This is a genomic window from Verrucosispora sp. WMMA2044 (assembly GCF_027497155.1).
GTDB lineage: Bacteria > Actinomycetota > Actinomycetes > Mycobacteriales > Micromonosporaceae > Micromonospora > Micromonospora palythoicola.
In genome coordinates this window covers 2,457,023-2,476,812 of sequence record NZ_CP114913.1, presented here as the reverse complement: position 1 = coordinate 2,476,812, position 19,790 = coordinate 2,457,023, and the positions used below count along the sequence as shown (strand labels likewise).

Genomic DNA, 19,790 nt, shown 5'->3' with positions numbered 1-19,790 from the left:
CCCCGGGTACGCTGGTCAGGCCATGATTTTTCCTGAACCTCCCACCCCGGGCGCGCAACGGCAGAGCTGGCTCGAACGCCGCCGCGACAAGATCCGCGACGAGATCGAGCGTAACCGCCGTGGCGAGTACACCGTGCCCACCTGGGTGCTGGCCCTGGCTCTCGCCCTGATCGTCGGTGCCTGGGCCGCCCTGGTCATCTTCGCCTGAGGCGCGCGGGGCGGTCGCGCAGGTCGCCTCGTCAAGCGGCGGCCGGTGCCGGAGGTGGCTACGCCGTCAGGCGGGCGGCGTGCCGGCCGGCCGCTGCTGCGGCCAGGAAGTAGGCGTGGTCGGCGTCCAGCCCGCGTCCCATCGTCGACAACGGCACCGGACTGCGTCGCAGCGCCGCGTCCAGTCCGGCGGTGTCCACCCGCACCAGCGTGTGCCGCTGCGCCAGCGGTTCCACCGCGGCGTCGACCTCGGCGGCCAGCACGGGGTCCAGACCGTCGGGCACCACCAGCTCCGCGCGAGCCAGCGCCACCCGGCCGTACGCGGTGAGGCTGTGGTGCGACACGCCACGGTGCCGGGGACGCGGGTCGGCGGCGGAGATCCGCAGCGAGCCGACCGGGCGTCCACCGAGCGTGGCGACGGCGTTCACCGCCTCGCCGACGGCCACGCCGGAGAATCCCCAGCGGGTGCCGGTGCCGAGATTGCCCGGGCCCTGCGCCACCACCGCCACGTCGGCGCCGAGCACGTGCCGGGCGGCGAGCAGGCCGCTGTGCAGCGTCGAGGCCTCCAGGTCACCCCCGAACGCCTGCCCCACGCTGATCGTGCCGACAAGTTCGTCGCGCAGCCCGGCGAGGGTGCGGGAGAACCAGGCGGGCAACGCGCCGCCGTCGGTGAGCAGGTACGCCACCCGCGCCCGCGGCGCGTCGACCCGGATTCCGGCCAGGATCGCCGGCAGCGCGGAGTGCAGGTCGGCGGTCACCACCGGTAGACCGGCCACCTCGTCGGCGGCCGCCAGCGCCGCCCGGTGCGGTGACGCCTCCTCGTCGACGCCGAGCAGGATCGGCTGCAACGGGGTGTAGCGGGCCTTGACCAGATGACCCGCGTCGCGGGAGTCGAGCGCCTGCGGCGGATCCGGCGGTAGCCGCTCCGGCAGCGCCACGACCAGGGCGTACCCGCCGGTGCCCAGACCCATCAGCAGCGCACCGGCGTTGAGCAGCACCCGGTCGCCGGTCTCGGGCTCACCGACCAGCGCCGGATAGGCCAGCGCCCGCATCGCGCCGCCGCCGTCCACCTCGACGTCCAGCTCCACCGCACCGGCCCACCGCCGACGCACCCTGACCACCGCACCTGCCCGCCACCGCACCACCCCCGCACGCTAACCCCCACCATCCCGTAACCCTCACCCCACCCCGTCGATCTTGCGCTTTCTGTCCCTGCGGAGCACAACAAAAGCGGCATACCGGCGACCACACGTGCAAGATCGACGAGAAGGGGGAATTGGGGGTGGGGGTGGGTGGCGTGGGGTGCCTGTGCGGGGGGTCAGGGCTGCTAGCGTCTACCGGGTGTCACGTAGTCGCACCGAACGGCTGGTCAACCTGGTGATCTGCCTGCTGTCCACGCGGCGGTTCCTGACCGCCGCGCAGATCGCCGCGACCGTGCCCGGTTACGAGCACGATCCGGACGACGCCCGCGAGCACGAGGCCTTCCAGCGCAAGTTCGAGCGGGACAAGGCCGAGCTGCGGGAACTGGGCGTACCGCTGGAGACCGGGACGGCGAGCGCCTTCGACGCGGAGCCCGGGTACCGGATCGCCCACCGGGAGTACGCGCTGCCCGACATCCCTCTCCAGCCCGACGAGGCGGCCGCCGTGGGCATCGCCGCTCGACTGTGGCAGCACGCCGGCCTGGCCGCCGCCGCCTCGTCCGGGCTGGCGAAGCTGCGCGCCGCCGGCGTGGACGTGGATCCGCAGGCCACCCTCGGGCTGGAGCCGATGGTCACGGTCGACCCGGCGTTCGCGCCGCTGACCGCCGCCGCCCGCGACCGGCGGGAGGTCCGCTTCGACTACCGGGTGCCGGACCGCGACGCGCCTGCCCGGCGTCGTCTGCAACCGTGGGGTGTGGTCTGCTGGCGGGGCCGGTGGTACGTGGTCGGCCACGACCTGGACCGCGACGCCACCCGTTGCTTCCGACTGTCCCGGGTGGTGGGCCCGGTGCGGGCCACCGGCGAGTCGGGTGCCTACCAGCCCCCGACCGGTGTCGACCTGATCAGTCACGTGGCCCGCTGGTCCGGCCCGGTCGAGCGACCCGGTCGGGCGACCGTGCTGGTCACCCCGGGACGGGCCGCCGGGTTGCGCCGCTGGGCGGTGGAGGTCACCGCCGGGCCCGACGCGGACCGGCTGGTCCTGCCGTACGGTGACGCCTGCTCGCTGGCCGGTCACCTCGTCGGCTACGGGCCCGATGTGCGGGTGGTCGACCCACCCGAGGTGCGGGAGGCGGTCATCCAGCGGCTGAAGGAGATCGCCGCCCGACACGACTCGCTGGCGGTGCTCCGGTGAGCACGCGGGACGAGCTGGCGCGCCGCGCGGTGGTGCGCGGAGGGTGGTCCCGGTGAGCGGTGCGGCGCCACGGGCCGGTTCCCGGGCCTCGGCGGACCGGCTGGCCCGGCTGCTGAACCTGGTGCCGTACCTGCTCGCCCGGCCCGGGATCGAGATCGCCGAGGCGGCCGGTGACCTGGGTGTCACCGAGCGGCAGCTGCGCGAGGACCTGGAGCTGTTGTGGGTGTGCGGGCTGCCCGGGTACGGCCCGGGCGACCTGATCGACATGGCCTTCGACGGCGACCGGGTGACCATCACCTACGACGCGGGCATCGACCGGCCGCTGCGGCTCACCCCGGACGAGGCACTGGCGCTGGTGGTGGCGTTGCGGATGCTCGCCGAGACACCCGGGGTGGCGAACCGGGAGGCGGTCGAGCGGGCCCTCGCGAAGATCGAGGACGCGGCCGGTGACCTGGTCGCCGCGCCGGTCGAGGTGCGGCTGCCCGGTGACACCGGGCGGGTGGAACAGTTGCGGGCCGCGGTGGAGGGTGGTCGCGCGCTGCGGATCACCTATTACACGCCGGCCCGGGACGAGACCACCGAGCGGGTCATCGACCCGCTGCGGGTGCTGATGATCGGTGGCCGGACGTACGTGGAGGCGTGGTGCCGCCGCGCCGAGGCGGTGCGGCTGTTCCGGGCCGACCGGATCGACGCGGTGACCGAGCTGGCCGAACCCGCCGTGGTACCCCCGCAGGCCCGACCGCACGACCTGCGTCACGGGGCGTTCCGGCCCTCGCCCGACCTGCCCCTGATCACGTTGCGGATCGGTCGGGGCGAACGGTGGATCACCGAGTACTACCCGTGTGAGCGGGTCGAGTCCGACGGCGAGCGGTGGGTGGTGTCGCTGCGCGTCACCGATCTCGGCTGGGCCCGTCGGTTCGTGCTGGGTCTCGGCCCGGACGTCGAGGTCGTCGCACCGGCCGAGCTGGCCGGGCAGATCCACGAGTCGGCGGTGGCGGCCCTGGAGGCGTACGCCCACCCGGTGTCGGCCGACGCGGACCCGGCGGCGACCGGCGACAGGCAGTAGGCTGGCCGGCGTGCTGAAGTGGATCGTGCTCGCGCTCGTGCTGGTGCCGTTGGTTCTGCTCGCGCTGGCGGTACGACCGGTGCTGGCGCGACTGCCCCGGCTGCGCCGGGCGGCGCTGGCGTTGCAGCGTCGGGCCGACGAGGCGACCGCGCTGCGCGAGGCGGCGGAGAGTCTCCAGCAGCGGGCGGAGGGCTTGCAGAGTCGGCTTGAGACCACCCAGCAGCGGCTCACCGTGATCAAGGCGCGGCGCGGCGACTGAGGCCCGTTCCGCCGGCGTCACCTTCCGCGCGGTGCGCGTTCCTGCCCGTACGGTGCGTGCTGCTGCACGCGGCGTCGCGACTTCGCGCAGAATGATCCAGCCGCACGGTTGACGGGACACTCGCGGTTGGCCGAGACTTCACCCGCCGGGACGAACCACCACCGCCCCGGCGGGTGGCAATGGCCTTCGTCGCACGTACGATGGGCTGCGGAACCACCCTCATCGACACAGTGCGACTGGAGCCCTCCATGCATGCCCTCAAGCCCTGGCACATCGCCGTACTCGTGGTCGTGCTGATCCTGCTCTTCGGCGCGAAGCGGCTCCCCGACGCCGCCCGGTCCCTCGGCCGCTCGCTGCGGATCATCAAGGCCGAGACGAAGAGCCTGGCCGACGACGACCGCGACCTCGCCAGCAAGGCCGACGCGCAGGCCGGCTACCAGCCGTACCCGCCGCAGCAGCCGGGGCCGCAGCAGCAGCCCTACCAGGGCACCGTGCAGCCGCCGGTCGACCCGGTGCAGCGCGTCCGCGAGAACTGACCCCCGGGTCCGGTAACCGTGGCCTTCGGACTCCGCAAGCGCGGACCGAGCAACTTCGAGCGGGCCGCCGACGGCTCGATGACCCTCGTCGAGCACATCCGCGAGCTACGCAACCGGCTGTTCAAGGCGTCGCTGGGCATCCTGATCGGCTTCGGCTTCGGTCTCTGGCTGGCCGGCCCCGTCCGTGAGTTGCTGTCCCAGCCCTACTGTCAGCTGCCCGGCAGTCAACTGCCCGACGGCCGGTGCAACTTCGTCCAGCTCGGTCCGGCGGATCTGTTCCTGCTGAACCTGAAGATCGGTCTGTGGGTCGGTCTGATCCTCGCCGCGCCGGTCTGGCTCTACCAGTTGTGGGCCTTCATCGCGCCGGGCCTGCACCGGCACGAGCGGCGGTACGCGTACGCCTTCACCGCCCTGGCGGCACCGTTGTTCGCGGCCGGTGCCGTGCTGGCGTACTTCGTCGCCTCGAAGGGGCTGGAGTTCCTGCTGGAGATCTCGGGCGATGACATCAACACCACGCTCGACATCACCCGCTACATATCGTTCATCACCAACCTGATTCTGATGTTCGGGGTGGCGTTCGAGTTTCCGTTGATCGTGCTGATGCTCAACTTCGTCGGCATCGCCAGTGCGAAGCGGCTGCTCGGCTGGTGGCGGGTTGCCGTGTTCGTCTTCTTCGCCTTCTCGGCGGTGGTCACTCCCACGCCGGATCCGTTCGGCATGAGCGCGCTGGCGTTGTGCCTGTGCGCGCTCTACTTCGCCGCAGTCGGCGTCGCGTTCCTCAACGACAAGCGTCGGGGACGCGGCAAGGAGATCTATGCCGGCATCGACGACGACGAGGTCTCCCCGCTGGAGTTCGATAGGGAGCCGGTCGAGGCGGGGCAGCGGGTCGACGCGAGTGCCCCGATCGACGCCCCCGCACCTGTCGCCGCGCCGGCTCCGATCGACCGACGGTATGACGACGTGACCTGACGCGCGACGTGTGACGGATGAACGCGACAAGCCTTCCCGGGTGGAAGGCTTGTCGCGTTTCTGGTGACCGCGATCGGCGGTGAACTCCCGGGTGGCCGCACCGGTTACCGGACGGCAGCGCCACCGTCAGCCGGAGAGTCGGCAATCCGTCACCGGGTTGTTCACGGTCAGCGACGGGGTAAGGGGCTGAATACGATAAGTCGACGTTCTCGGAGAGAGAGGCTCTGTGCGTCGTCCGACGTTCCGCCGTCCGCCCGCTGCCCGGCGGGGGCCCGACGCCCCGGCAGCGCGCCCAGCGGTCGCCGTCGCCCGGCTCGCCGTCATGGGAGCCGCCGCCGTGGGCGTCGGGTTGCTCATCGGTGCCCTGTCGAGCGACCCGGCCAGTGCGGACAGCGCCGGTGTGCCCTCGGTCGGCGCGGATCGGCGGGAGCCCGAACGCGACCGGCCCGCCTCGCCCCTCGACGAACTGGTCACCGGTCTCGTCGAACGCCCGGACGTCCGGCATCCCGGCGCGGGCCGCAGTTCGACGCGCGGTTCCCCGGAGGCCGGTCGGCAGGATGACGACAGCCGGGCCGAGAGAGCCAGGGCGCGCAGCGGCCGCCCGGCGAAGCCACCAGCGACCGTGCGAACCGGGAATGTGCCGACGCCCGACGGTCCGTCCGCCGACCCGTCACCGGTCAGCCGTTCACCGGCTGACCGGTCCCTGACCAGTCGCACACCGGGTGGCCGTGCGGTGGCTGCCCGGATGCCGCGCGACGGGTCGTCTAAGGGCTCCGGGCCGGTCGGGCGTACGCCGGTGACGCCGCCGAGCCGGTCGACGGTGCCGATCGTCGGCGACCGGCCTCCGGTGGCGGAGGTGGGCACGGCGCTGTCGCCCCTGCCGGAGGTGACCCGGTCCGCGACCGGCTTGCTGTCTCGGCCCGTCCCAGGCAGCGCCCCGAGTGACCTGACGACGCTGCCCGCGAGTGACCTGACGAACCTGCCCGCGACGGGCCTGGCGGCGCTGTCCGGGACGGCTTTGACGGCGCTGCCCGCGACGGAAGCCGTCGTCGTGCTGTCGCAGGCTGTTCTGCGACCGGTGCTGGTCACGGCCGTCGCGGCGGTCAGGACCGGCGTGGCAACGGCGGCGACGCCGGTCACGCGGCTCACGGGCCCGGTCACCGGCACGCTTCCCGTCCTGCCGGCGGGTTCCGCTGCCGGGCCGTACACCCTGGGTGGACCGACGTCATGGACGTCGACCACCGACCCGGTCGCGGGTGTGCCGCCGCCGGCTCGGTCGCTGGCGCCTGACCCGCCACCCGCCACGGCACCGGAGGCCACACCGCAGCCCGAGGTGACACCGGCCATGCCCGTGGCCGGGGTGGCGCTCGGGTGGCATCGCTCCTCCGCCGGCACCTCTGGAGCTGGTTCCGGGTCGACGCCGGCACCGACCGGCTCACCGCAGCGTCCTCATGTGCCCGCTGGCGACGGTGTCACGGGTGCCGATGGCGGCCCCGCACCGCTGCGAGGGATGATCCTCGACGGGTGCCAGGTGCCGCCGACGACCAACGCCCGGACCGATGTTCCGGCGCCCCGCAGGTACGCGGGCCGTTCCCCCGGTGTGAGCGCCCGACCCGGCTGAGTCCGCCCTGACCCGCCCGCGCCGCCGGTGTTCCACCGGCTGGTCGCCCGGCGTGGTCGTACGGGTGCCCGGGGTCGTCGTGTGCGACGTCCCACGGGCCGGGCCCAGTCCGTTCGCGCGTGGCCGACCTGCGTAGTCCCGTCCAGGGGACCGGCAGCCGCTGCGCCGCGCGTACCTCAGATCGGAGCTACGTGGTGATCCGCGTTGTGATTGGCGAAAGTATGGGTCTGCTGCGCAGTGCGTTGTGCGCGGCACTGGCGGGCGAGGAGGACATCGAGGTCGTCGCCGCGGCGACGGGCATCGGTGACCTGCCCGCGATGGTGCGTCGACGCCTGCCGGACGTGGTGCTTGTGGACCTGGCGTCCGGTGTTCCCGAGCCGGTGGCGGTGATCACCGAGATCACCGGGGCGGCACCCGCGACAGCGGTGCTGGCCCTCAGCGACCGGTGGAGCCGGGGCCTGGTGACGGAGGCGTTGACGGCCGGAGCGCAGGGGTTGGTCGGCAAGGACGAGCCGCTGCACGAGCTGGTCCGGGCGGTGCGGGCGCTCGCGGCGGGGGAGCGGGTCATCGACGTGGCCGCCGCCGCGACGGCGCTGCGGCCCGCCACGGGCCCGCTGACGCCTCGGGAGGCCGAGGTGCTGCGGATGGCCGCCGAAGGGCTGCCGCTCAAGGAGATCGCCCACCGGCTGTTCCTGGCGCACGGCACGGTGCGTAACCACCTGTCGGCGATCATGCGCAAGACCGGTGCCCGCAACCGGATGGAGGCGGTCCTGCTCGCTCGCCGTGACGGCTGGATGTGACCGTGGCTGGGGCCGCCGCCCGGCGGCCCCAGCCCGACGGGCGAAACCGGCCAGGGCGTGTTTGAATGCTGACGGTCCGTGATCCAGCCGACGAGTTCGGAGAGCCTGCGGTGATCCGTACCCTGCTCGCTATCGATGGCGCCCTGGTTCGGGGCGCCCTGTCCCTCGTGCTCGCCGCGGAGGACGACATCAGCGTGGTGGCGGAGGTCGCTCGGGGTGACGTGGTCACCTGGACCATCCGCACCCGTCGTCCGGACGTCGCGGTGGTCGACCTCGACCTCGTCGAGGGGCTGCCGGCGACCGGCTCCTGCCCACTGCTGGTGCTCGCCGAGCCGCGTCGGGCCGGGAGCCTGTACCGGACGCTCACCCCGTCCCGAACCGTCGGCGTCCTCGGCAGCGACGTACCGCCGCACCGGGTGGTCGACGGGATCCGCCGGCTGTCCCGTGGCGAGCCGGTGGTCGACGCGGATCTGGTGCTGGCGGCGCTGCACCGGGACAACCCACTCACCCCGCGTGAGGCGCAGATCCTCGACCTGACGGCCGGCGGCGCGCCGGTCGCCGAGGTGGCCGGTTCGCTCGGTCTCGCCCCTGGCACCGTCCGTAACCATCTCGGCCGGATCATCCGGAAGACGGGCGGGCGCACCAGAGTCGAGGCGGTCCAGGTGGCCCGCGACGCCGGCTGGATCTGACCGACCCCGCACGCTCCCCGCGTCGAAGGTCAGCCGCGGGGAGCGGCGACCCGGTCGGCGCCGCCGGCCGCCGAGACACCGTCCCAGTGCCCGACCAGATCGCGGTAGCCGGGCGAGCGGACCAGCAGTTCCTGATGGCTGCCGTCCAGCGGTCCGTCCTCGTCGAACACCAGCACCCGTCGGGCACGGACGGCGGAACTGATCCGGTGGGCGATGACGACCAGGGTGCCCGGACGCCGGGCGAAGGCCGACTCGACGGTGGCCTCCAGGGTCGGGTCCAGGTGACAGGTCGCCTCGTCCAGGATGACAAGCGGGGCGGGGGCCAGATAGGCGCGTACGGCGGCGACCAGTTGTCGCTCACCGGCGGAGAGCGTGGTCGGGTCGACCGTGGCGGCGAGGCCGCCCAGCCGCCGCGCGAGAGCGTCGGCACCGAGCCGGGCCAGCGCGGTCTCGACGGCCGTGTCGTCGGCGTCCGGACTCAGGTAGCGGAGGTTGTCGGCGAGGGAACCGGTGAACACGTACGCCTCCTGCGGCACGAGCACCCGTAGCGCGGCCAGGTCGGTTCGACCGAGGGCGGCCACCGGCCGACCGGCGAGGTGGACCGTGCCGCGCTCCGGCTCGATCAGCCCGGCGACCAGCCCGGCCAGGGTGGACTTGCCGGTGCCGCTGGGTCCCACCACCGCCAGGTGTTCCCCCTCGGGCAGGGTCATCGAGAAGTCGGCCAGAATCGGCCGGGCACCGGGCCCGTACCGGAAGGTCAGGTTGGACAACCGGACCGCCGGGGTGTCGCCCTGCGGGTCCGCACCGGGGGTGGCCGCCCGGTCGCGCCGCGCTGGGGGCGGGCAGGTGCGCAGGATCCGTTCCAGGGTGACGGCGTAGCGCAGCCCTCCACCACCGAGCCCCTGCACCAGGGCGTGCAGCGCGGGTTGCAGGCTGGTGGTGACGTAGACCAGCGCGCCGAGCACCGCGCCGGTGCTCAGCCCGCGTCGCACCAGCCACGGCGCGGCGAGCAGCAGGACCACCACCGGCAGCCAGCCGCCCAGGCCGAGGCTGAGGCTGCGCAGCGCGGACATCCGGGCCAGCGTCCGCTCGGCGTCGGCATGGTCGCCGACCCTGCGGTCGACCTCGGCCACCGTGCGTTCCTCGGCGCCGCAGGCGAGCACGTCGCGGTGACCGGTCAGCGCGGTCGCCGCCGACCGGCCGAGCGCCTCGCCGGCCCGCACCTGGGTCCGCTGATGTGCCAGCATCGACGGGAGCGCGGCGGTGAACACGACAAGCCCCGCGAGCAGCGGGGCCGCCACCAGCGCCGCGACCGTGGCATCCAGGGCCAGCAGGCCGAGCAGCGCCGCTCCGGCGGTGAACAGGAAGCCGCGTACCACCATGACCAGGCCGCCGAAGGTGTCCCGGACGATCTCCACGTGGTGGGTCAGCCGGGCCACCGGGGCGCTGTCCGGGTGAGCGCCGGCCCGGGTGGCGTCGTGCAACGCGCCGTGGACCACCAGACGGGCCAACTCGTCGCGGAACGGCTCCACCACGTCACCCAGGCTCCGGTAGACGCGCCCGGTCGCCGCCGCGCCGAGCAGGACGGCCACCGCGAGTCCGCCGAGCCAGGCCAGGCCGGTGGTGAATCGGCCGGCCAGGAAACCCTGGTCGACGGCGCGGGCGACGAGCAGCCCGGCGAGCAGCGCCGGCAGGGACTCGACCGCCGACCAGGCGGCGAGCCGGCCGACGTCCCGGCGACGGGCCCGCAACGCCCGCCACGTCGTCCGACCAACGCCCGGACCGTTCATCGGGGGACACCGTCGTCCGCGAACACCGCCCGGTAGTCCGGGTCCGTCCAGAGTCGCCGATGCGGTGCCAGGGCGCGTAGCCGACCGGCGTCGAGCCAGGCGACCAGGTCGGCCGTGGCGGCCGTCGCCACCCGGTGGGTGACCACCAGGCGGGTACGCCCTCCGTCCCGGCCGGTCAAGGCGCGGGTGATCCGATGCTCGGTGGCGGTGTCCAGGCTGGACGTGGCGTCGTCGAGGATGAGCAGCCGCTCGGCGTGGAACGCGCGAGCCAGCCCGAGGCGCTGGGTCTCACCTCCGGACAGCGGTGCGTCCACGGTCCGGGTACGGAATCCGTCGGGCAGCCGGGCCACGACCCCGTCGATCTGCGCGGACCGCGCCGCCGCCAGCACGGCGGCGGTGGCCGGCGCACCGGTCGAGGGCGGCCGGGCCGACCGTTCCGGCAGCCCGAGGCCGATCGCGTCGTGCACCGTCTCACCGACCAGCACCGGACGGTCGAAGGCGTGACCGACCGCCCGACGCAGCGCGGCCCGGTCGAGGTGGGCCAGTGGCACCCCGTCCAACAGCACCTCGCCGGTGTCCGGGTCGTACAACCGTCCGGCCACGGCGGCGAGGGCGGACTTGCCGGCCCCGGACCGCCCGACCACGGCGACCGTGCAACCGGCGGGCACGTCCAGGTCGATGGCGTCCAGGACCGCCCGGTCGTCGGCGCGGACACCGACCCCGCGCAGCCGCAGGTGACCGCCGCCGGGCGGCAACGGCTCGTCGCCACCGGCGCGCACCGGACAGGACAGCGGCTCGGCGATCCGGCGGGCCGCGGCCCGGCTGCGGACCAGCCGGTTGAGGGTGGCCAGCACCGCGCCCAGCCCGGCGCCGAGCGCGGCGTACTGCACGGCGGCGACCAGTTGGCCGGCGGTCAGCCAGCCGACGCTCAGCGCGTACCCACCGACGGCGACGACGGCGACCTGAAGCAGCGGTGCCACGGCCGCGACGCGGGCGTTGGCCCGGGCCAGCAACCGCCAGCCGAGCCGGCCGTGGCCGCGCAGCTCGGGCAGTGCCGCCAGCACCCGGTCGCACTCGAGGTCGGTGGTGCCGGCCGCGGCGATGGTGCGGGCACCACCGAGCGCCTCCTGCAGCCGGCCGGCGATCGCCCCGAGCACCCGCTGGTACGCGGTGACAACCGCCGAGGCGTCGGTGACGAACGTGGCCATGAGGACGGTCAGCACGGCCAGCCCGGCCAGGAGAGTGAACCCGAGCACGGGCTCCAGCAGGAACAGCGCCACGACGCTGCCCAGCGGCGGCAGGGCCGCGATCCCGCCAAGTGCCACGGCGTTGCCGGCCTGCCCGGTGTCGGCGGCCTGTCCGGCCAACCGGCCGACCAGGTCACCGACCGGGAAGCGGCGCACGGCCCGGACGTCCAGCGCGAACAGGTGCCGCAGCAGCCTCCGGCGGAGCCGGGCCGTGGCCCGGGCGGCGCCGTACCCGCCAGTCAGGTCACCGAGGACATCGGTGACCAGCAGGACGACGACGAGGACACAGGCGACCACCGGCCACCGGGGGGCGGCGTCACCGCCGACGGCGGCGTCCACGGCCAGCCCCAGCACCGCGGGCAGGGCCAGCTCGGCAGCGGCACCGGCCAGCGCCACCACCACCAGCGTGACGGTCCAGCCGCCACCGTCTCGGACCACCCGGAACAGCAGGCGGTCCGCGCCGGCCAGCGTTCGCATCGGTCCTCCCGGTCGTACGGCGTGGCCCTGGACGGTCAGGTAACCGTCCAGGGCCTCGCGTGGTGCGGTCCGATCAGTTGCAGGTCGTCACGGACAGCGAGCTGTCGCCGCAGAGCAGCAGGCTCGCCCGGCTACCACCGCCGGTCCGGTCGGCCGGAGCCGCCTCCATTCCCTGAAGGTCGAGGAGCGCCATGTCGTGTCACCTCCCATCGGTCGTCGGGGTCAGGGTCGCCCCCGCTGTCGCGGGGGAGTCCGGTGCGCCGGTGAGGGGCGCGAGGAAGGGCAGGGGCGTCGGGGCGTCACGTCGGGCGGTGGCCAGCGCCAGCAGGACGCCCGCGGTGCCGGTGGCCAGGTCCATCGAAAGCCGCAGCAACTGCTCGCCGGGGAAGGCGGTGCCGTCCCGGTACGGCAGGGCGTGCCAGCCCAGCCGCCGGACCTGGCTCTCCATCTCCTGTCGCAGCTGCGGGTCGTCGCGGTGAGCGGCGAGGTAGGCGATGATGCCGGCCCGCCCGGCGAAGAGGCCGGACTGCGCGTAGAACGGCGACCGGGCGGCGCGACGCACCCCGGCGCTCGCCTCGGCGAACTGCTCGTCGTCGCGGTGACGCAGGTACTGGTCGAGGACGAGCCCGATGCCCACGCTGCCCTGCCCCAGGTAGGGCATGGTGCGCCAGCCCTCGTTGACCTCCAGCGCGCCGTCGGGTCGGACCACGCAGCGGCGCAGGTCCTGCCGCAGCGCGGTGGCGGCGTGGTCGAGCAGGTCCGAATCGCCGGTCAGCTCGTACAGGCGCACCAGCAGCAGCGCCGCTCCGGTCCGGCCGCGCAGCAGCCCGGCGTACGGGTGTCGCCCGCCGCTGACCTCGCCGCCAGGGTCGTCGGCGAGTCGCTCCACCAACTCTCCGGTGACCTGCCAGGCCGCCTCCCGCAGCGCCGGTTCGCCGGTACGCCCGCCCAGCTCGGCCAGGTTCAGGGCGATGCCGGCCAGCCCGCCGGCCAGGCTGTGGTCCAGCCCGGTCGTCGACTCGCGGAGGCAGATGTCGAGCACGTCGAGCGCGTCCTGCCGGCGACCGAGCACCTCCAGGGCGTACGCGACGCCGTGCAGGCCGTCGTAGAAGCCGCACCGGGTGCCCGACGGGGGCGAGGTGGCCTGACGGACCAGCCACTGCTCGTGTTCCGGCCACCGGCCGGCGCCGCTGCGGTGCAACGCGTACAGCACGCCCGCCGCCCCGTGTGCGAGGTTGAGCCCGCCGCTGCGGAACTGTTCGATGTCGCCGGGGAACAGCCGGTCGGCGCGGGCGGGCGTGGCGCTGGTGAGGATGGCGCGGGCGAGCCGGTCCCGGTCCACGGACGGCCTGGCGGCGGTGGGCGGGACGCGGTCCCCGGACTCGGCGTCCGGTGCGGTGATCTCCGCCACCGCCGCGTCGAGGAAGTCTCTCGGCACCGGGAAGGTCTCGGCGATGATGTCGGCCAGGTGCGCGGCCTTCGCCGGGTCGAGGCGGACCAGCTGGGTCAGCGGCAGGAACAGGGCCAACCGAAGGCAGGCCAGGGCGTAGTGGTCGACGGCCACGCCGGTGCGTCCCCGGGGCGCGGCGAAGCCTTGGTTGCGCAGGCCCGGCCGGCGGTGCCCGTCGATCGGTGCGGCCACCTCGAAGTCGACCAGCGCGACCCGGTCGTCCGGCCGCAGCATGATGTTGAACAGGTGCAGGTCGCCGTAGACCAGGCCGCGCGCGTGGATCGCCCGGACGACCTCGTCGACCTGACGGTGGACGTCCAGCGCCCAGCGCGCGTACGCCGCGCGGTCGTCGTCGGTGGCGTCGGCGTCGATCAGCGGGTAGCGGTCGACCAACACCTTGTTCAGCGGGCGGCCCTCGATGAACTCCAGGGCGAGGAACCGGTGATCGCCGAGGGCGAACTCGTCGTGCACCCGCGGCACCTGCGGCAGGTCGGCGAGCTGGCGCAGGACGGCGGCCTCCCGGGCGAGCCGGGTGACGGCGTCGGTGCCGTCGGCGTCCAGGCCGGCGTGCGGCCGGGCCTCCTTGAACACCAGCTGGGTGTCGGTGCGCCGGTCGCGTCCGACGTACAGGCCGCCACCGTTGGAGAAGTGGATGACCTTCTCGATCTGGTAGGGAACCTCGTCGGTGCTCGTCGCGTTGCGGGCGGCCAGGTGCGGCGCGAGGAAGTCGGGCAGCGCCACCCAGGACGGTACGTGGAAGACCGGATCGCGGCGGTCCGGCACCAGGGTGCCGGTCTCGTCCTCGACCGCCGGGACCACCTGGCCGTCGGGGGAGTGGCAGTACCGGGCGGCGAAGCCGCCGTAGCGGACGTACACCGGCCCGGCGGCGTACCGCAGGTCGCTCAGGATGTACGGGCCGGCCTCGCCGGTGAGCAGCTCGTCGAGTTCCTTGCAGACCAGTTCGAGTTCGGCGTCGTCGCGAGGGTAGACGGTGACGAACTTGCCGCTGGCGGCGCGGGCGGCGTACTTGGAGTTGCGCAGCAGCAGGGTGCGGGGGCCGCGCAGGAACTTGAACGACAGGCCCCGGGGTACGCAGTAGTCCCAGACGGTGTCCAGCACCCGGTCGGCGTTGGCCACCGTCGCCGACACGTGCACCTTCCAGCCCTGCTGCGGCAGGCGTTCACCGTCGGGGGCGTGGATGAGCCAGTCGTCGAGCGACTCCCGGCGCCAGCCGGCCGGCAACGGCCGGGTCGCCGCGGGGAAGGTCGGCTGCGCGACGGCGCTGCCGAGGGAGTCGTAGAACAGCGGGTCGGCGGCGCAGTAGCTGTCGTAGCGCTCGTCCACTGTGTCGCCTCCCGTCCACCTGTCGGCTGTCGTCCTGTCGATGGATTCGAGTCTGTCCGTTCGGCCTATGGCGTTCCTAGTGTTTTCAGTCATGGAGATGAATGCGTGCCGCACGACCGGTCGTGACAAATGACAGTTGCGGCGTAGCGGCGGGACTGTCCGGTTTCGCCTGCCGGCACGGGCCGTCGCCGGGTCGGCACAGCCGCGCCCGCGCCGGTCCGGGCGGGTACGGTGCTCGCCGTGACCTCAGACGATCGCCCTTGGGTGCCCGGCGGACCGGTCGCCGTGCTGGCCAATCCGTCCGCCGGCCGTGGCCGGCACCGAGGACTGCTGCCGGGCCTGCTGGACGGGCTCGCGGCCGCCGACCGGCCGGTGCGGCTGCTGCGGGCCGGCAGCGCGGTCGAGGCCGAGGCGGTCTGTCGGGCCGCCGTGGCCCAGGGGGTCGGCGCCCTGGTCGCGGTGGGTGGCGACGGCACGGTGCACCGGGCGATGCAGGCCGTCGCCGGCACCTCGGTGCCGTTCGGGCCGGTGCCGGCGGGCACCGGCAACGACTTCGCGGTGGAGACCGGCTTCCCGGCCGATCCCCGGGCGGCCGTCGACGTCATCGCGACGGCCCTGCGCGAGGGACGCAGCCGGCCGGTCGACCTGGCCCGGATGACCGGGGCCGACGGCACGGCCCGTTGGTACGGCGCGGTGCTGGCGGCCGGCTTCGACGCGATCGTCAACGAGCGGGCCAACCGGATGCGCTGGCCGCGCGGTCCACGCCGCTACGACCTGGCCATCCTGGTGGAGCTGGCCCAGCTACGGCCACGCCGGTACACCCTCACCCTCGACGGCGAGCGGATCGAGGTCGATGCGGTCCTGGTGGCGGTCGGCAACGGCGCCAGCTACGGCGGCGGGATGCGGATCTGCCCCGACGCGGACCCGACCGACGGCCTGCTCGACGTCGTGGTCGGCGGTCGGTTCGACCGGCGTACCCTGATCCGGGTCAAGCCGCGCATCTACGCCGGCACCCACGTCGCCCATCCTTTGGTGCAGACCTACCGCGCCCGCACCGTCACCCTGGCCGCGGACGGCATCACCACCTACGCCGACGGCGAACGCTCCCTCCCCCTCCCACTCACCATCACCGCCGTCCCCGCCGCCCTGCACCTCCTCCACTGACCACCCTCACCACACGCGATCTTGCACTTTCGGTCGGGAAATAACCCCCCGAAGGCGACATACCGGCGACCGCAACTGCAAGATCGCGGAAGTCAGGGGGTGGGGAGAAGGTCGAGGACGGAGCCGAGGGCGTTGGGGCGGCCGGGGTCGGCGGCGGGGAGGATCAGCGCCGCGCAGCCGGCGGCGACGGCACCGGCGTCGGCGGGGGAGTCGCCGACCATGAGCGCCTCCTCGGGGTCGACGCCGAGCATGCCGCAGGCTCGCCAGAAGATCGCCGGGTCGGGCTTGCAGCGGCCCACCTCGTACGACAGCACGTGGGCGTCGACCAGCTCCGCCAGCCCCCAGGCGTCGAAGAGCGGCCGGATGTCGAAGCCGATGTTGCTGACCACGGCCACCCGGACGTCGGCGGCCCGCAGGGCGGCCAGCGTCGGCGCGGTGTCGGGGTAGGGCACCCAGCCCTGCGGCACCAGCAGCCGTTCGTACAGCGCCTCGGCGAAGCCCTCGATACCGGCGTCGACGGTGTCGGCCAGCCCGGTGTAGGCACCCCGGTGGGCGTGCTCGTAGAGATCCCGGTCGGCCCAGAGCTCGGCCAGGTGGGGCGGTACCCGGGCGGGCAGCGGCCCACCGGCGCGGCCGGCGGTGAGCAGCCGGTCGGCCAGGGCGGTCGCGCGGGCCCGGTCCAGGTCCACGCCGCACGCCGACGCGGCGGCCAGCACCCACTGGCTGGCCTCCTCCACCTGCGCGAGGGTGCCGTGGAAGTCGAACAGCACCGCCCGCACCCGCCGACGGGAGGGGCCCCGATCGTCGATGTCGGGTACGGGGCTGGTCGGTTCGGCATGATCCGGCACGTGGTGCACCCTACCGACCCACTCGGACCGCCCCGGCGCTCGGCCTTGCCCGGTGCCCGTCGTGGGCAGGCACTAATCTTGGGGCATGTCGAGCCCCGCCGAGCGGTACGCCGCGGCGCGCCGCCGGGCCGCCCAGGCCACACAGTTCCCGGCGCTTGAAGAGTTCACCTCCGACCTGGGGTTCGATCTCGACGACTTCCAGCGGGAGTCCTGCCAGGCCCTGGAGCGGGGCAGCGGCGTCCTGGTCTGCGCGCCGACCGGTGCCGGCAAGACGGTGGTCGGCGAGTTCGCCGTACACCTGGCGTTGCGGGGTGCGCCCGGGCGGCCGGAACCGGCCGACGGGGCCCGGCGCAAGTGTTTCTACACCACGCCGATCAAGGCGCTGTCGAACCAGAAGTACCACGACCTGGTCGACCGGTACGGCGCCGCGCAGGTGGGGCTGCTCACCGGCGACAACGCCATCAACGGCGACGCCCCGGTGGTGGTGATGACCACCGAGGTGCTGCGCAACATGCTGTACGCCGGCTCGGCCACCCTCGAGGGCCTGGCGTACGTGGTGATGGACGAGGTGCACTACCTGGCCGACCGGTTCCGCGGCGGGGTGTGGGAGGAGGTCATCATCCACCTGCCCGCCTCGGTGACCCTGGTGTCGCTGTCGGCGACGGTCTCCAACGCCGAGGAGTTCGCCGACTGGTTGATCACCGTCCGGGGCGAGACCACCGTGGTGGTCAGCGAGCACCGGCCGGTGCCGTTGTGGCAGCACATGCTCGTCGGCAAGCGGATGTTCGACCTGTTCCACGACGCCGCCGCCGCCCGCAAGCACGACGTGCACCCGGAGCTGCTGCGCTACACGCGCGACACGGTACGCCGGCTGGATCTCGGCGAGGGACGGTCCGCCGGCTTCGGTGCCGGCCGGCGCGGCCCCCGCTGGCGCGGGCCGCTGCGCCCCGACATCGTCGACCGGCTGGACCGCGAGGGACTGCTGCCGGCGATCCTGTTCATCTTCAGCCGGGCCGGCTGCGACGCCGCGGTGCAGCAGTGCCTCGCCGCCGGGCTGCGGCTCACCTCGCCCGAGGAGCGGGCGGAGATTCGCCGGGTGGTGGAGTCCCGGGTCACCGCGATCCCCGGCGAGGACCTGTCGGTGCTCGGCTACTGGGAGTGGCTCGACGGGCTGGAGCGCGGGCTCGCCGCGCACCACGCCGGGATGCTGCCGGCGTTCAAGGAGGTCGTGGAGGAGTTGTTCGTCCGGGGGCTGGTCAAGGCGGTCTTCGCCACCGAGACCCTCGCCCTGGGCATCAACATGCCGGCCCGCTGCGTGGTGCTGGAACGCCTGGTCAAGTACAACGGTGAGGCGCACGTCGACCTGACCCCGGGGGAGTACACCCAGCTCACCGGGCGGGCCGGGCGTCGGGGCATCGACGTGGAGGGGCACGCCGTGGTGGTGTGGTCCCCGGAGACCGACCCCCGGCACGTGGCGGGTCTGGCCTCCACCCGGACGTATCCGCTGCGGTCCAGCTTCCGACCGTCGTACAACATGGCGGTGAACCTGGTCGGCAGCGTCGGTGCGGAGTCGGCGCGGGCGCTGCTGGAGTCGTCGTTCGCGCAGTTCCAGGCGGACCGGTCGGTGGTCGGCCTGGCCCGGCAGGTGCAGCGCAACACCGAGACCATCGAGGCGTACGGCGTCGAGGCGGAGTGCCACCACGGCGACTTCGACGAGTACTTCGCCCTGCGGGTCGCCATCGCCGACCGGGAGCGGGCCATCGCCCGGCAGGGGCAGAGCCAGCGCCGGGCGGCGGCGGTGGCGGCCCTGGAGCGGCTGCGGGTCGGTGATGTGATCCGGGTGCCGTCCGGGCGGCGGGCCGGCCTGGCCGTGGTGCTCGATCCGGCGGCCGGAGGCTTCAGCGAGCCGCGCCCGCTGGTGCTCACCCAGGACCGCTGGGCCGGCCGGATCAGCCCCGGCGACTTCACCACCCCGGCCGAGGTGCTGGCCCGCATCCGGGTGCCCAAGCACTTCAACCACCGCAATCCGGCCGCCCGGCGGGACCTGGCTGCCCAGGTCAGTGGCACCGGGCTGGACCGGCACTCCCGCCGGGGGGCCCGCGGCCGGCAGTCCGGCGAGGACCACCAGCTCAGCCAGTTTCGCACCGAGCTGCGTCGGCACCCCTGCCACGCCTGCCCGGAGCGGGAGGAACATGCCCGCTGGGCCGAGCGCCGCCGCCGGCTGGAACGCGACACCGACGAACTGCGCCAGCGGGTCGCCGGCCGGACTGGCTCGTTGGCGCGTACCTTCGACCGGATCGTCGCGCTGCTCACCGGGCGCGGCTATCTCGCCGCCGACGGCACCGTCACCGACGCCGGCCGGATGCTCGGCCGGATCTGGACGGAGGCGGACCTGCTCGTGGCGGAGTGCCTGCGGCGTGGCCTCTGGGACGGGCTGTCACCGGCCGAACTCGCTGCCGCGGTGTCGGTGGTGGTCTTCGAGGCCCGCCGCGACGTCGACGAACGGGCCTCGCTGCCCCGTGGCGCGGTGGCCGAGGCGGTGGACGCGACACTGAAGCTCTGGAGCGAGATCGAGGCCGACGAGGCGTCACGCGGGCTGGCCGTCACCCGTGAGCCGGATCTCGGTTTCGCCTGGCCGGTGTACCGCTGGGCGCGAGGCGAGGCACTGGCCAAGGTGCTCGCCAGCGGGCACGAACTCGACGGTGAGATGCCCGCTGGAGACTTCGTCCGCTGGGCCCGCCAGGTGGTGGACCTGCTCGGCCAGCTCGCCGACTCCGGTGGTGCCTCGACGGAGCTTCGCGCCACCGCTCGCCAGGCGATAAAGGACGTCAACCGGGGTGTGCTGGCATACCACTCACCGGCCTGAGCCGACCGCGACGGCGGCCGGTCGATGCGTCGGAACCGACGCGTCGCTGCGTCACCGTCGCGGCACCCCCCGAATTGACCAGGGGTCCTGTTGTGCCTGGTGAGAGCGTCCCCGATGATGTCATCG

Annotated in this window: 17 protein-coding genes; 11 read left to right on the top strand and 6 right to left on the bottom strand. The window is 73.9% G+C overall.

Features of this window, described 5'->3' with window-relative positions; genetic code table 11:
* Window positions 1-22: 22 nt before the first annotated feature.
* Window positions 23-208, top strand: a complete 186-nt coding sequence (locus O3597_RS11130; protein ID WP_164446957.1) for a hypothetical protein — start codon at window positions 23-25, stop codon at window positions 206-208.
* Window positions 209-266: 58 nt separating this feature from the next.
* Here the strand turns inward: O3597_RS11130 and O3597_RS11125 are convergent, their stop codons facing one another.
* Window positions 267-1,352 carry a DUF3866 family protein gene (locus O3597_RS11125; RefSeq protein WP_164446956.1) on the bottom strand — a complete coding sequence of 362 codons (1,086 nt, stop codon included), beginning with the start codon at window positions 1,350-1,352 and terminating at the stop codon, window positions 267-269.
* 196 nt (window positions 1,353-1,548) lie between these two features.
* Between O3597_RS11125 and O3597_RS11120 the strand changes: the two genes are divergently transcribed.
* From O3597_RS11120 to O3597_RS11085, 8 genes are all read left to right on the top strand, one after another.
* Window positions 1,549-2,538, top strand: coding sequence for a WYL domain-containing protein (locus O3597_RS11120; protein ID WP_281604097.1), 990 nt, complete (start codon window positions 1,549-1,551; stop codon window positions 2,536-2,538).
* Between the two features lie 52 nt (window positions 2,539-2,590).
* Window positions 2,591-3,604 carry a YafY family protein gene (locus O3597_RS11115; RefSeq protein WP_164446954.1) on the top strand — a complete coding sequence of 338 codons (1,014 nt, stop codon included), beginning with the start codon at window positions 2,591-2,593 and terminating at the stop codon, window positions 3,602-3,604.
* Window positions 3,605-3,614: 10 nt separating this feature from the next.
* Window positions 3,615-3,863, top strand: a complete 249-nt coding sequence (locus O3597_RS11110; protein WP_093405953.1) for a hypothetical protein — start codon at window positions 3,615-3,617, stop codon at window positions 3,861-3,863.
* Between the two features lie 248 nt (window positions 3,864-4,111).
* The gene (tatA, locus tag O3597_RS11105; protein ID WP_281604096.1) at window positions 4,112-4,399 is read left to right on the top strand and encodes a Sec-independent protein translocase subunit TatA; all 288 of its coding nucleotides are present in this window, start codon (window positions 4,112-4,114) and stop codon (window positions 4,397-4,399) included.
* An 18-nt stretch (window positions 4,400-4,417) separates the two neighbouring features.
* Complete coding sequence (gene tatC, locus O3597_RS11100) at window positions 4,418-5,368, top strand: twin-arginine translocase subunit TatC (RefSeq protein ID WP_164446952.1); 951 nt, start codon at window positions 4,418-4,420, stop codon at window positions 5,366-5,368.
* 322 nt (window positions 5,369-5,690) lie between these two features.
* A complete protein-coding gene (locus tag O3597_RS11095) occupies window positions 5,691-6,989 on the top strand; it encodes a hypothetical protein (protein WP_281604095.1) in 1,299 nt (432 codons plus the stop codon).
* Between the two features lie 206 nt (window positions 6,990-7,195).
* Complete coding sequence (locus O3597_RS11090) at window positions 7,196-7,789, top strand: response regulator transcription factor (RefSeq protein WP_281604094.1); 594 nt, start codon at window positions 7,196-7,198, stop codon at window positions 7,787-7,789.
* Window positions 7,790-7,854: 65 nt separating this feature from the next.
* Window positions 7,855-8,478, top strand: a complete 624-nt coding sequence (locus O3597_RS11085) for a response regulator transcription factor (RefSeq protein ID WP_166458392.1) — start codon at window positions 7,855-7,857, stop codon at window positions 8,476-8,478.
* Window positions 8,479-8,507: 29 nt separating this feature from the next.
* On the opposite strand, the gene O3597_RS11080 is transcribed toward O3597_RS11085, so the two are convergent.
* From O3597_RS11080 to lanKC, 4 genes are all read right to left on the bottom strand, one after another.
* On the bottom strand, window positions 8,508-10,268 hold the full coding sequence (locus O3597_RS11080) for an ABC transporter ATP-binding protein (protein WP_281604093.1): 1,761 nt from the start codon (window positions 10,266-10,268) through the stop codon (window positions 8,508-8,510).
* Complete coding sequence (locus tag O3597_RS11075; RefSeq protein ID WP_281604092.1) at window positions 10,265-11,992, bottom strand: ABC transporter ATP-binding protein; 1,728 nt, start codon at window positions 11,990-11,992, stop codon at window positions 10,265-10,267. Before O3597_RS11075 ends, O3597_RS11080 begins: the two co-directional genes overlap by 4 nt.
* A gap of 73 nt (window positions 11,993-12,065) precedes the next feature.
* Entirely contained in the window at window positions 12,066-12,185 is a 120-nt protein-coding gene (locus O3597_RS11070) for a SapB/AmfS family lanthipeptide (protein WP_164446950.1), read from the bottom strand.
* A gap of 6 nt (window positions 12,186-12,191) precedes the next feature.
* A complete protein-coding gene (gene lanKC / locus O3597_RS11065) occupies window positions 12,192-14,786 on the bottom strand; it encodes a class III lanthionine synthetase LanKC (RefSeq protein WP_281604091.1) in 2,595 nt (864 codons plus the stop codon).
* A gap of 240 nt (window positions 14,787-15,026) precedes the next feature.
* Between lanKC and O3597_RS11060 the strand changes: the two genes are divergently transcribed.
* Window positions 15,027-15,950, top strand: a complete 924-nt coding sequence (locus O3597_RS11060) for a diacylglycerol kinase (RefSeq protein WP_281604090.1) — start codon at window positions 15,027-15,029, stop codon at window positions 15,948-15,950.
* Between the two features lie 92 nt (window positions 15,951-16,042).
* Here the strand turns inward: O3597_RS11060 and O3597_RS11055 are convergent, their stop codons facing one another.
* The gene (locus O3597_RS11055) at window positions 16,043-16,798 is read right to left on the bottom strand and encodes an HAD-IA family hydrolase (RefSeq protein ID WP_281604089.1); all 756 of its coding nucleotides are present in this window, start codon (window positions 16,796-16,798) and stop codon (window positions 16,043-16,045) included.
* Window positions 16,799-16,883: 85 nt separating this feature from the next.
* Here O3597_RS11055 and O3597_RS11050 point away from each other — a divergent pair, with 85 nt between their 5' ends.
* The gene (locus tag O3597_RS11050; RefSeq protein WP_281604088.1) at window positions 16,884-19,664 is read left to right on the top strand and encodes a DEAD/DEAH box helicase; all 2,781 of its coding nucleotides are present in this window, start codon (window positions 16,884-16,886) and stop codon (window positions 19,662-19,664) included.
* Window positions 19,665-19,790: the final 126 nt, after the last annotated feature.